The organism is Myxococcales bacterium (assembly GCA_023898405.1).
GTDB lineage: Bacteria > Myxococcota > UBA727 > UBA727 > JABDBI01.
In genome coordinates, this window is sequence record CP060221.1 from 486,433 (window position 1) to 499,325 (window position 12,893).

At 38.3% G+C, this 12,893-nt stretch carries 11 protein-coding genes; 3 read left to right on the plus strand and 8 right to left on the minus strand.

The window, feature by feature from the left end; all coding sequences use genetic code 11:
* Positions 1-16 precede the first annotated feature (16 nt).
* Positions 17-1,213, minus strand: coding sequence for a hydroxymethylglutaryl-CoA reductase, degradative (locus tag H6731_02350; protein ID USN51267.1), 1,197 nt, complete (start codon positions 1,211-1,213; stop codon positions 17-19).
* Positions 1,214-1,367: 154 nt separating this feature from the next.
* Positions 1,368-1,949 (minus strand): Smr/MutS family protein, encoded by a 582-nt coding sequence (locus tag H6731_02355; GenBank protein ID USN51268.1) that lies wholly within the window; start codon positions 1,947-1,949, stop codon positions 1,368-1,370.
* A gap of 159 nt (positions 1,950-2,108) precedes the next feature.
* On the opposite strand from H6731_02355, the gene H6731_02360 reads away from it, so the two are divergent.
* Complete coding sequence (locus H6731_02360) at positions 2,109-2,999, plus strand: hypothetical protein (protein USN51269.1); 891 nt, start codon at positions 2,109-2,111, stop codon at positions 2,997-2,999.
* A 118-nt stretch (positions 3,000-3,117) separates the two neighbouring features.
* On the plus strand, positions 3,118-4,041 hold the full coding sequence (locus tag H6731_02365; GenBank protein ID USN51270.1) for an isopenicillin N synthase family oxygenase: 924 nt from the start codon (positions 3,118-3,120) through the stop codon (positions 4,039-4,041).
* A gap of 18 nt (positions 4,042-4,059) precedes the next feature.
* Here the strand turns inward: H6731_02365 and H6731_02370 are convergent, their stop codons facing one another.
* Positions 4,060-5,451, minus strand: coding sequence for a hypothetical protein (locus H6731_02370; GenBank protein ID USN51271.1), 1,392 nt, complete (start codon positions 5,449-5,451; stop codon positions 4,060-4,062).
* A gap of 88 nt (positions 5,452-5,539) precedes the next feature.
* Here H6731_02370 and H6731_02375 point away from each other — a divergent pair, with 88 nt between their 5' ends.
* The gene (locus H6731_02375; protein USN51272.1) at positions 5,540-5,917 is read left to right on the plus strand and encodes a hypothetical protein; all 378 of its coding nucleotides are present in this window, start codon (positions 5,540-5,542) and stop codon (positions 5,915-5,917) included.
* A 119-nt stretch (positions 5,918-6,036) separates the two neighbouring features.
* Here H6731_02375 and H6731_02380 read toward each other — a convergent pair whose 3' ends face one another.
* From H6731_02380 to H6731_02400, 5 genes are all read right to left on the minus strand, one after another.
* Positions 6,037-7,458 (minus strand): 50S ribosome-binding GTPase, encoded by a 1,422-nt coding sequence (locus tag H6731_02380; protein USN51273.1) that lies wholly within the window; start codon positions 7,456-7,458, stop codon positions 6,037-6,039.
* A 215-nt stretch (positions 7,459-7,673) separates the two neighbouring features.
* Positions 7,674-8,981 carry a hypothetical protein gene (locus H6731_02385; protein USN51274.1) on the minus strand — a complete coding sequence of 436 codons (1,308 nt, stop codon included), beginning with the start codon at positions 8,979-8,981 and terminating at the stop codon, positions 7,674-7,676.
* Between the two features lie 133 nt (positions 8,982-9,114).
* Positions 9,115-10,302 carry a 50S ribosome-binding GTPase gene (locus H6731_02390; GenBank protein USN51275.1) on the minus strand — a complete coding sequence of 396 codons (1,188 nt, stop codon included), beginning with the start codon at positions 10,300-10,302 and terminating at the stop codon, positions 9,115-9,117.
* Between the two features lie 161 nt (positions 10,303-10,463).
* Entirely contained in the window at positions 10,464-11,597 is a 1,134-nt protein-coding gene (locus H6731_02395; GenBank protein USN51276.1) for a hypothetical protein, read from the minus strand.
* Positions 11,598-11,643: 46 nt separating this feature from the next.
* Complete coding sequence (locus H6731_02400) at positions 11,644-12,873, minus strand: 50S ribosome-binding GTPase (protein ID USN51277.1); 1,230 nt, start codon at positions 12,871-12,873, stop codon at positions 11,644-11,646.
* Positions 12,874-12,893 lie beyond the last annotated feature (20 nt).

A 12,893-nucleotide genomic window follows, 5' to 3' on the forward strand; every position in this document is an offset into this window, starting at 1 on the left:
AAAAGATGACATTTCTCTAAAACTGAGATTTTTTATTATGTAACTTCATATGGCCTTTTTGAATGCCATCGCTGCTGAGAGCTAAAAGAGCTGCTAGACATTGCGCAAGCCCAACACTTACCATCACTGATGATAATTTTGTGCTGTTCAATGCATAGTCTCCCAATAATTTGTGAGCAACTTTAACTCCTCGATGAGTGCGGCAAATACCGCCGACTACACCTATTGCGAGTGGGATCGTCAAGGTCGCCAAAAGATTTTTATTATTTTGTTCAAATGTTATCGATGTCAACGCTTGATAAGTTCCACTGCGTGCAGCATAAGCATGCGCTCCTGCTTCAAGTGCTCTAAAATCATTTCCAGTTGCCAAAGCCACTGCATCGATCCCATTCATAATCCCCTTGTTGTGAGTACAAGCGCGATAGGGATCTATCTCTGCCAATGTATGAGCTGCAATCATTTTTTTTGCGATGTATTCACCAAAATCATGTGTCTTGTCAGTGCTTAAAAGCTGCACAGGAATACGGCACTGTGCATGTGCAAGCCTTTCATCGCATAGATTAGACAAAATACGCAAAACAACTGTGCCACCGATTAACTCTTTAAGCTTCTCTCCTAAAGCTTCCATCAGGTGGTTAACAATATTTGCTCCCATAGCATCAACCACATTAACCAAAGGCTCAATCAATAAGATTGGGCCAAGTTTTGCTGAAGACAAAACACGACTTTCAATCCTGACCACTCCACCACCTCGCCTAAGCATATTGGGGCAAAGTTGATTGAGTTCATGGATAATCTCTTCTTGATGTTCAATAAATAGTTGTAAAGCTTTATCAATATCAGCTAGTTCAAAAAGTTGTACCTGACCTTTTTGCAAAGGCGCGTTAATCTTAGTGTTAAAACCACCGACCGATGCAACAATTTTAGCCATCTTTGAAGAAGCTGCTACTATGCTTGGCTCTTCAGTCACCATTGGTACAAGAACACTCTTGCCATCAATCATGAAATTTGCAGCCACAGAAAAAGGCAAAGAAAAAGTCCCTACCACATTCTCACTCATGAGATCTGCTTCATGAAGGCTGAGACTTTGATCTAAAGTCCGTAAATTTTCACCGGATAATTTTGGGCAAACATTCTGCAAGTACGTGCGACGTTCTTCAATAGAAAGGGCAAAAAATCCAGGCATTCTTGATGTTGTTGTGAAGCTACTCATAGATATGGATTAATAGGCACAGCAATAATTGCAAGCATTAGAGCACGAAACTTAAAAAATATTTAGCTTGGAAAAATGAACCATTTCTCTTGGCATAAATATCAAGCTTAAATAAATCTACTTTGCTTGCTTTTTATTGTAAGCACTGAAAATTTCAAGGTTTTAGCTCAACATAAAATGCACCTTCGCCCCCATGAATACCATGGGCATAGGATATATTTTCTACATAATCACTCCATAATTTTTCTTGAACCCAGCGCAAAAAATTATATTTTATTTTGCCAACTGGAGAGCCGTCAGATAAATACTCTACTTCTTTGCTATGGTTGCCTTTGCCGGTTATCACTAGCACATATTTTTTTCCTTTTTTTACTGCATTTTTAAAAAAATCAGTGATTAGCTCTTGTGCGCTCGTAACCCTTTTTCCATGCAGATCAAGTTCTTCGTCTTGATGAAAAAAATAATTTTTTGAGAGAAGCTGGCTATTGTTTAGATTATCTACTGCTTCTGCCGCGTTATTATTCTTGCTAGCTGAAAGCATGGCCAGCGCCCTATCTACGCAGCGCTTTATCCATGAATCCTTGCTCAATCCCTCAAGCTCGGTTTTAGCTTTTGAAGCATAGGTTTTTTGCTCAAACTCCTGCAAACATTGTATTTGCAACGTCTGAAATTCATTATTTTTCGCGCCCGAGCAGGAACTCAGCAAGGTGCATATAACAAGAGCAAAAATTTTCATATCTATCCCAAAAGCTGTCATATTTTTTTACCCTCCAAAAAGAGACACAAAACAACCAACCTGCTCAACCAGTAAAATATTTAACCATCACAAACTTATTTTTTTAACCATAAAAAAAACGTGGTGATAAAATAAATTATATATTCAAAGGAGAATTTTATGACAGAAACCGGCCATCATGAAAAAATAATCCCAACAGCAAAATTGGTTGCCTACTGTCGGAAGTCGACCGATATTCCTTATGCTCAAGACGTAGCGACACTTTTTAAAGCGCAAGAGCTCTACGAAACTTCTTTTAGCATGCTTGAACTGAGTGAATTAAACATCAGTATATTGTCCACACTCCTGGAACTGCGGTATAAATGCATACAAAATTATTTGGTGAATAATTCTTTTAAACAAGTTCTTGAATTTGCCAGCGGTATTTCCCTGCGCGGGCTGAGCATGACTAAAGATCCCGACATGGTCTATGTTGAAACTGATCTTGAGGCTCTGAATAGTGAAAAACAAAACTTGCTGGACACAATCAAAAACAAACACGGCATAAAAAATAGAAATAATTTATTTTTTCATCCGGCAAATATTTTGGATATGGAACAAATCAAACCAGCATTGAAACATTTTGATCCACACAAAAAACTTGGCATTATCAATGAAGGATTATTTCCCTATCTCAATCGAGACGAAAAATTAAAAGCGGCGAAAAATATACGTTCTATTTTAGAAAAATTTGAAGGTAGTTGGATAACTCCCGATATGGAAAGCAAAAAAAGCATGCACGGCTACATCTTAGAGCAACACCAACAAAAAAATTTTCTCAGCGCTATCGAAGAAAAAACAGGGTGTAATTTTTCAGATAATGCCTTTGAAGATGAAAACGATGTCAAAATTTTTTTTAGCGAACTTGGATTTAATGTTGAGTGCATTCCTCAATTGCAAAATGGCATAAAGCTATCAAGCCTGGAAAAAATTGCGCACTCAAAAACAGCAATGGAACACATAGAAAATTTGCGACTATGGATTTTCAGACTAAAAAAAATAAATTTCTAACCTCTCTTTATGAGCACGCTTTAGCTCTATAAGAAATCAGCAAAAAGATGCTGCTGCTTTGGTAAATCAAATAATTTCGCAAGCATATTTTGCTGTTTTTTTAAGAGGAATTTTTGAGATGGAACTAGATATTATCGATTACAATGACATGTCCTTACATAAAGATATTCTTATTGAAGCACTCAAGAATAAAGGTATTGTTGGGGTTCGAAATATTCCTGGCTTTAAAGAAAACTCCAAAAACTATATTGAAATAGCCCGAAAGTTTTGTGCGCTTAAAGAAGATATCAAAAATCACTATGCACCCGACCGAGATAAGGGCCAGACCGAAGGCTTTGAAATTGGTGCTGAACAATTTCAAGACAGTGAAGGCAAATGGCATATCGATGATAAAAAATGTTCTTTTTATGCCTGCATTCCCGATCAAGAAAAAAACATTTGGCCTCAAGAGATTGATCTTAGAAGTGCTTATTGCGCTCTGGGGGAAATAATGTTTCTTGCTGGCAAAAAAATTTTGAACCTGCTCGACTTAGCTGAGTCGATGGGTTTAAAAAATTACAGCGGCTATGGGCGCATGCTTCACTATTTAAAAGACACTGACTCTCATAAAAATCAGAGCTATTGGTGCAATCCTCATTATGATCACGGCGTATTTACCGCACTTATGCCAGCTTATTACTATCAAAACAACAGCTTGGTTGCAGAACCCGATGAAGCGGGGCTTTATGTTATGCCCACATCGCAAGCAAGCTATGAAAAAATCTATGCTCACGACAAATCGGTCTGTCTCTTTCAAGTAGGACAATTCGGACAACTTGCGAGCAACGACAAAATAAAAGCCACCAAACATTTTGTGAAAAAATCTTACGAGAATGTAGAGCGTTTTACTTTTGCACTTTTCTTTGAGCCTGATAAAAAAACAAAAATCACATCGCACTCTGTGCTGGCTTTGGATTCTCGTTACCAAGACAAACAGCTCGACGGCGCAATCACGTATCAAGATTGGTCGCGTGCTTCTTTTGAAATGTATCGGGTACCTTAAATTTGCTTCACTACTCTCTTATTTTTTATTTTGATAGAAGAAAGTATAGTCTTTATAATTACCATCTTCATATGAACTTTCAGTATTAGACAAAGTAAATGGACTCAAAAATCTATGAGTTTCCCATTTTTTTTGCATAAAGTTAAAGAGTTCAGCTATTAAGTGGATATTTTTTTCGCTGCCTTTAGTTTTAGCAACCAAAGTAAGATCTAAACTAGCATCAGCCGCACGTTCATACATTATGTGGCCTAAAGGCTTCTTGGTTGCTATATCACGTAGCTTGAATAACGAATTATCATTCCAATTGAAATAATTGCCATTAAAAATGGAGTCCTTAATAAAAAAATAAATATTTTCAGAATCAAGGGTAAGCCGCAAGTTCCCTAGCGAAGGAGCACCATAGGACACCTCTCGTTTGTCTTCTGGTACTGTTTGGTCAGTAATTCGAACTGAGAAATATCGTGCCGTAGCCCCCCAAGGGTCCAGCATAATAAAAAGTGCCACCAAATAATGTGGTTCATAAAAACTTGGCATTGAAGAACACAACTGCTTACCAAGATTAGCAATGACCCATCCATTACCTTGAACTTGTGAGCCAATTCCTTTTTCCATTATTTGTTGTTTCAGATTTTCTATCATATCTTCGGATAATTTAAGATCGCTAATACTATTATACTTATAAGTATAAATAAAATTTAATCTAGCAGATTTAATATCTTTTTCAACATACTCTACTCCTTCTAAATTATAACCAACAAAGAGCTCATGATAAAAAGAAACTGCTACAGCCAAATCTTTCAAAACTTTTAATGACTCTGCATGCCTTTCTCTGGCTTTAACCAAGCGTTCACTCGTTGTGTTAGGGCCAAGTCTTATTTCGTATATTATTTCTCGCAATGAGCGCATTATTTTGTTGGCAATATCAATATTAGCAGCGGGTCGTTTTTTCCAAGTGTCTTTAAGAATAAGGTCGACTTCAAGGAAATCATCAAAAAAATAACTATTGGCTATACTATAAAGTGTAGAATTCATCCAACATCTATTATCATTACTAATATCGACATAATAATTAATTTTTTTAATATCAGGTTTAAACAGATGCCTATTTTCCTTGGTTATTATACCTGCATTAAGTAATGCACCATAATTAAGACTTGCTCTTTGCTTAGGTTCAAGCTGCTCTAAATTATTTTTTAATATTTCTAAGTTCTGTTCCTTTGCATACCTATAAAATCCTTCAAAATCTCCCTTAAGAAGGGTGTCGTCTATACTATTTTTCAGGGTGTCGTCTATACTATTTTTCGCAGAAGAAATTAATTCAGTGTTTTTTTGCTTGTCTTTAGAACAGGAAAACAGGGATAAAATTAAAAATAATATAGTAAATTTATTAAATGCAATACAGATTTTCATTTGCAATACCCAGGAAAAATATCCAAACAAGAATATTTGCTAAACAGAATCCTGTCAACAATATGATCACGGCGTATTTACCGCACTTATGCCAGCTTATTACTATCAAAATAATAGTTTAGTTGTGGAGCCCGAAGAAGCGGGGCTCTATGTCATGCCCACATCGCAAGCAAGTTATGAAAAAATCTATGCTCACGACAAATCGGTCTGTCTCTTTCAAGTAGGACAATTCGGACAACTTGCGAGCAACGACAAAATAAAAGCCACCAAACATTTTGTGAAAAAATCTTACGAGAATGTAGAGCGTTTTACTTTTGCACTTTTCTTTGAGCCTGATAAAAAAACAAAAATCACATCGCACTCTGTGCTGGCTTTGGATTCTCGTTACCAAGACAAACAGCTCGACGGCGCAATCACGTATCAAGATTGGTCATGTGCTTCTTTTGAGCTTTATCGGGCGCCTTAGGGCATCTTGTGCATAGCTCGACTTTTGTTGAGGCGCATGGGAAGAACAGCCAAGGGAAAGGTCTAGCTACAGGATAACGGCAATTTTATAACAGGGTGATTTATTCTTTGTAAACAAAACTAAACCCCCACATTCCCACCCACGAGGTATTCTGTATGCAAATTTAATAGTATATGCTTCAGAAATCCACCCATGATTTCCTCATCTAGGCAAATCTTTTCCATAAGTTCTACTTTAAGTTTATCCTTCTTTCTGTCTGCATTTATGAAGGATTCTATTGATTTAGTCTCCCCGGAACTTAGACCCTTCTCTATCTCAAATAATTTATCAGCAGTTTCACTTACTAATTGTCTTATTTTTTCTTTAGTATTTTCTGACGCAATTAGAGCTCTTCCTAATATGTCTATCACTGATTTCCAGGTCACCGTTTCAGGCGGTTTCCACTTATATTCTGCTGTGAAATACTCCGCCTCCAATTTGGCATTTTCCCCTATTTCCATAAGACGCCATTTTATTGACTTTACTATGGCCTCTTTTCTCTCAAACTTATCTCTGCGTTGTTGCTCTTCAATAATTTGCGCCTGTGCTTGTCTCATCTGCTCTTGCAATTGCTTTAGCTGTTGAGCAGCTTCTTCACGTCTACGTCTCTCTTCTTCCTGAAATATCCGGACCGTTCTCTCCCGGTTGCTCAACTCTTTCCTTGCTGCTGCTTCTTTTTTTTCTTGGTCCTTTATCTGTTGCTGAGCTAAGGCCTTGTCCCGCGCCATTTTTCTTTTTACCAAGTCCAGATTTTGTACTCCAACAGGGAAAACATTTCTATTATCAAGAAAAAAGCAATGACTATCTTGATAAATGAACTGATTTAATTCTTCGCTAATAGTTAGAAACTGAGTTAATTCGTCATCAAGATCCCGATCCCTACCAACAAAAATAATACTTTGCGTTTTATGCCGACCGGAATTTATTTGGTCTATGATAACTTTTCTTGCTGATGCATCTTGCAACAAATGTCTTTCTTTCGTTGTTATTTGATTAACGATTACGTTGAATGATTTTCCTTTTTGATTAATAGCGTTCATGACTTTGTTTATTGTTTTAATGTCTTCATCTCTAACTTTTCCAGCATTTAGAGTTATTACAAAAAAAATGCGATAAGGACCGTTCAATTTCAGAGCTTTTTCAATTTCTCTTGCGGATAAATTACTGATCTTAGTATCGGCCAAGCCGGGAGTATCTATGTAAAGCCGTCCTTCATGGAGGCAGTGCTGAAAAGATTTAGTTAGACCGGTGCCTGCACTAATGCCTGATGCAGTTACCTCTTTACCTACAAGCGAATTAATAAGAGTACTTTTTCCAACTCCTGGGTTTCCAACAAACAATACATATTCTTCGGCCTTCAATTTCTTACAATCGAATATATTAGGGCAACAGGAAAAAATTTCAGAGACGACCCCCATGACTTCAAGCGCGGCTTCACAAGTATGAGCTTGGTTAAAATATAAACTCAGCATCATTGAAACAATTATTAAGAATAAATTCATTGCTCGTCATCCCTACCAGTTATTACCAAGCTCATCAAAACAAATCTCTGATTTTGTCGTTGAATATAAGAGATATATTTATTTTTCAATTACTAACACTTACAAAAACGACCCCATAGATTTTTTAAATAGCGATGTAAAATACTCAAAATTTGAATAACGAAATATAATTTAGAAATTGAAACGACCGTTACAATAATTTGGCTCATGTTTTTCTAATAATTTAAACGCAATCCTGCAAACCCACTAAAATTAGAAGTATTTTCTTTAAAAAGAGCGCTAATATTTCGCTCTCCATAAAGGGAGTACCCATTGTGGAAATACAAAGCGGCAAAATAAGAAAAACGTCGCCAAAAACTAGTATGCCTATCGTTAAAAGGCTCCCAATCTGCGCTAACACTGCCACCAACACCTTTAGCTATAACAATATCGGCACACAACCATAAGCTGTTGAGAGAAGGATTAAGTGAGGCCACATCAAAACGCACCATCGGGGTCAGCTGATGAACAGGCTCACCTTTCCATATAAGCTCATAAGCTACATCAAAAAATAAGCTATCGCTAAAGCGGTAACCAGATACGAATTCTAACGAAAGACCTTTGGCGTTTATATAACTATTTATATCGGGTATGCGTACATTAAAAAGCTCAGGCGAAGATACTCGGGCATCACCATGAGCGATGTAATCATAATAACCTTTTAATAAGGCATAGCTTGTTCCACTTATGAGCGATAACAGCGACTGAAGTTCTATATCTCCGTGCGTGATTGAATAACCTTTGTTTTGATACCCCTTTATAACAGCACTGATATCACTAGATCCCACAGATAATAAAGCATTATGTCGCCTGTCCAACAAAGAATAAACAAAACCTGAAACCTTATTCATGAAATAGTGGAGAGTTTGGCTGATATGGCCTCTCTGACTATATATACCATGTGCAATTTTCTTAGCAAACAGCGACTGATTATTAAGACCTGCTGCCGAAGTGATAATTGTGGTGCTACCGATCCCCCAATACTCACTTAACTTGGAATTAACTCGAGGAGCACCTTGATGAGAAGTCCATGCAGATCCTGTGCCAGGAAAAAAGAAAGGAGGAGTTATAAGTCGAGCCAAACCAAGCAGCCAATAATTCGGAATAGCACTGACTGTTTTACCAAAAGCCTGAGTCCTGTAGCTATAGTTTTGTCCAAAAGCATATGCGGCCCGGGCATGTCCGAACTCGTGGAAAGGAATCGCCAAAGAAAAAGTAAACCAATATGATAACGGCAATTCTAAAGTTGCAATAAGTAGCCTCGCACCCCAACTTTTATTGATAGAACTAGTGGCAACATCAAAAAGTGCGCCATAGGACTCAAGTGCGCTTATAGGAAAATCAACCAATCCCTCGTTGGAGTTAAATATTTTTTCTGCATAGGCTGTTGAAAAAGTAAAACTTCGCTGCGGATTTGAATAATCTTGAGCATTGCCTATCGAAGAACAAAGCAAACCAGAAATTATCAGTATAAGTGAGTACAATGGAATTTCCTTCGATAAAAATGAACAAGAATTAAAATTGCTCAGCGACATCGGTCAATATTTAAAGCTAACTATTAAAATCTACAAAGCACCGCCCACATGATCTGGGCGGCGTCATATCACAGAAAAATTGCTAAGATATCCGGCATACACCTTCATTAGCTCTTCTTTCAGCCTCAGCTCTTCTCACCTGTTCAACCCGAAGCTCACCATCTTTCTTGGCAGCCTCGAGCTTAGCCTTTGTTATTTCGCTCTGAGCTTGCCTGTCTCTCTCAATCATTTCTTCAGTGTATTTTTTAAAGCTTTTTTCAGTTTCTCGCACTTGAGCTGCCGCTACTTCCCGAAATTCTTGATTGCTCTTTCGCAAGCTATCGATTTGGTTATCATGACGCTGCTGCATTGTTTTCATTTCTGCTTTATTATCAGCATCCTGCTTTCTCAGCACCTCCTCAGTCTCATATTTAAACTTCTGTATATCCACTTCAGCCTGCATTTTTGCTTGCGTGGCCTCTGCCTTAGCACGCTCTAGCCCAATTTGTACTTGACTCATCTGCTCAAAAAGATTGCGATATCTCTCATTGCCTTCTTTAATCTGTTTTTGCAAAAGCACCATTTCTTCTTGATGTTTAGCCATCAAAGCTTCGTACTGGTCTATCTCGATCGTGCCCACTTCCTCACTAGCGATTTCAATGGAGTTACTCTTTTCATAAATAAAATCGTACAGAGCTGCATCTATTTCTATAAACTCACTCTCTTCGTCTTCGATGCGTCTATCACTGACAATGTGCGTAACAAAATTAATTTTTGTCTTATGACTTCCAGAGTTTATCTGCTCAAATATAGAACCCATCGCAACAGGATCTTTGGTGTACATTCTTTCTTCTTTCTTTGTGAGCTGATTGATGATCACATTAAAGCCCACAGACTTGGATTTGATGGCTTCCATGACTGTATTTATTGTTGTTACATCTTCAGGCTTTACTCTTCCTTGTTGTAAGGTCATGACAAAAAATATTCGATAGGTGCCATTTTGTTTTAGTGCTTTTTCAATCTCTCTGGCTGCTTGTTCTCGCATCTGTACATCAGCAAGACCAGGGGTATCCATATAATAGTTCCCTTCGTGCTCATAGCCACTGAAGAATTTAGTTAAGCCAACAGCAGCACTCACCCCTGATGCAGCTACATTTTTGCCTACAAGAGAGTTAATCAAAGTGCTCTTGCCTACCCCGGGGTTACCTATAAAGATGAGATTCTCAGATTTACCGAATACTGTTTGGCAAAGTGAAAACAGCATAAAAACTATGCTCAAAAAATATTTCATCTCCAACTCCAAATTATACCTGATTAAGTTTTCAAATCTTTAAAGCTCTTTACGTCGCTAGCTAAAAAATTCTATGGAGCATTTATATAAATTATCCATTCACAATCTTGATGCACTTTCATCTAACTGAGGCTCAAAAAATTGTTATTAATGAAAGATTATTATAAACCCTTTCCTCGACCCACACACTGGGCTTTGCTTTCACTGGTGATGTAGCAGCTGATCTCATTGCCAGCGACAATAGACTTAACCCCTTTTAGATTTGCAGGAATCTGCAGCTGCCCTTTGCTCTTCCATCCCCAACATCTCGCTTCATCATCATCTTGCAAGATGGCACAGCTATGGTTAAACCCCACCGACACACTCTTGACAGGTTTTTTCTCTACATCCTTTGGAATTTTCATTTCACCATTTTTGTAATGCGGTCCCGAACAAACCAAGCTCTGTCTCCCTGCGATAATGTAGCAACGATCAAGACCTGTTAGGTCAAATTTTTGCGATGCTGCGACACGGAACATAGCAAAACCCGCCCCTAACTCCCCTCCTCTTCTCCATCCTGAGCTTTCATACGCATACAAACCTGCCCAATTGTCTTCATAGAGAATTTCGATGAGCCTATCTTGATTGACAGCAAGCTCCAGCGCTCTTAGATTTTTTGGTGCCATACCAGCAATTTCGGTTATTCGCTGATTATCACCATCGCAAAAAACCTTGCCATCTTGGTAGATACCGCAGATGTTTTTACCAAAGGGGTAAAGCTTCAGCAGTTTTTTGCTAAATGTCGGTATTGGATCTTTTTTTCCTTCGGTAAAACATATCCCTTCGCCCCCCTTTAATACCCCGCAAACACGATCTCCTTGAGTTTCAACATGAATAAATTTTCTCGTCTCATGGGGAAGAATTTCATATTTTCCTCCTCGTCTATGCATGCACCAAAGTTCATCTTGTTTATCAATGACGCAAACATAATCGTCCGCCTTTATCTGCTTAACCTTTTTAAGCTTGACCGGCAGATCGGGCAACTCACTCGACCAACGCTCCATGCAGACATCAACATTCCAAGCGCAAGAATAAGACCATAACTCACATTCCTTTTGTTTTACGAAATCACATTTGCTCTTCTTGCTTCGCTGGCGCAGAGGGGTCGATGGCTGAGAAAGTCCTCCTGATTTAAAGCTTTTATCACTAAGAGAGTCTCCCGTGACGCGATGAGGCCTCAGACTGTAATCACACCCGCACACTAAAATGAGCAGCGCGATTAACACAAATGATTTAGAATGAACTGTTAGCTCCATAAAAATTCCTCACAAAACCCTTTCGCGGCTATAACTTAAAAACTGATTAGAGTGGCAGTGCTAATTTTACCAAGCCGATGACTAAAGCCTCTAAAAAGCCAGAATCTCTTCGATTAGCATCCCTTTCAGCCGCCTCTCTTCTCACCTGTTCAACCCGAAGCTCAGCATCTTTCTTTGCAGCCTCAACCTGAGCCTTTGTTATTTCGCCCTGAGCTTGCCTGTCCCTATCAATCATTTTCTCAGTGTATTTTTTAAAGCTTTTTTCAGTTTCTTTTGCTTGATCTGCAGCCTTGTTCATTAATTCCTGGTGACTCTTTTGCAAGCTATCGATTTGGTCATCATGACGCTGCTGCATTGTTTTCATTTCTGCCTTATTATCATCATCCTGCTTTCTGAGCTTCTCCTGCATCTCACATTTAAACTTCTGCCTATCCACTTCAGCCTGCATTTTTGCTTGCGCGGCCTCTGTCTTAGCACGCTCTAGCCCAATTTGTGCTTGACTCATCTGCTCAAAAAGATTGTGATATCTCTCATTGCCTTCTTGAATCTGTTTTTGCAAAAGCACCATTTCTTCTTGATGTTTAGCCATCAAAGCTTCGTACTGGTCTGTCTCGATCGTGCCCACCTCCTCACTAGCGATTTCAATGGAATTACTCTTTTCATAAATAAAATTGTGCAGAGCTGCATCTATTTCTATAAACTCACTCTCTTCGTCTTCGATGCGCCTATCACTGACAATGTGCGTAACAAAGTTAATTTTTGTCTTGTGACTTCCAGAGTTTATTTGCTCAAAAATAGAGCCCATCGCAACAGGATCTTTGGTGTACATTCTTTCTTCTTTCTTTGTGAGCTGATTGATGATCACATTAAAGCCCACAGACTTGGATTTGATGGCTTCCATGACTGTATTTATTGTTGTTACATCTTCAGGCTTTACTCTTCCTTGTTGCAGAGTCATGACAAAAAATATTCGATAGGTGCCATTTTGCTTCAGTGCTTTTTCAATCTCTCTGGCTGCTCGTTTTCGCATCTGCGCATCAGCAAGACCAGGGGTATCCAAATAATACTTACCTTCGTGCTCATAGCGACTGAAGAATTTAGTTAAACCAATAGCTGCATTTACTCCAGATTCAGCTACGTGTTTACCCACAAGAGAGTTGATCAAGCTGCTTTTACCAACGCCTGGATTGCCTACGAACAAAAAATATTCAGACTCAGCAAATACTGTTTGGCAAAGTGAAAACAGCATAAAAATTATGTTCAAAGAATATTTCATCTCTAACTCCAATTATACTT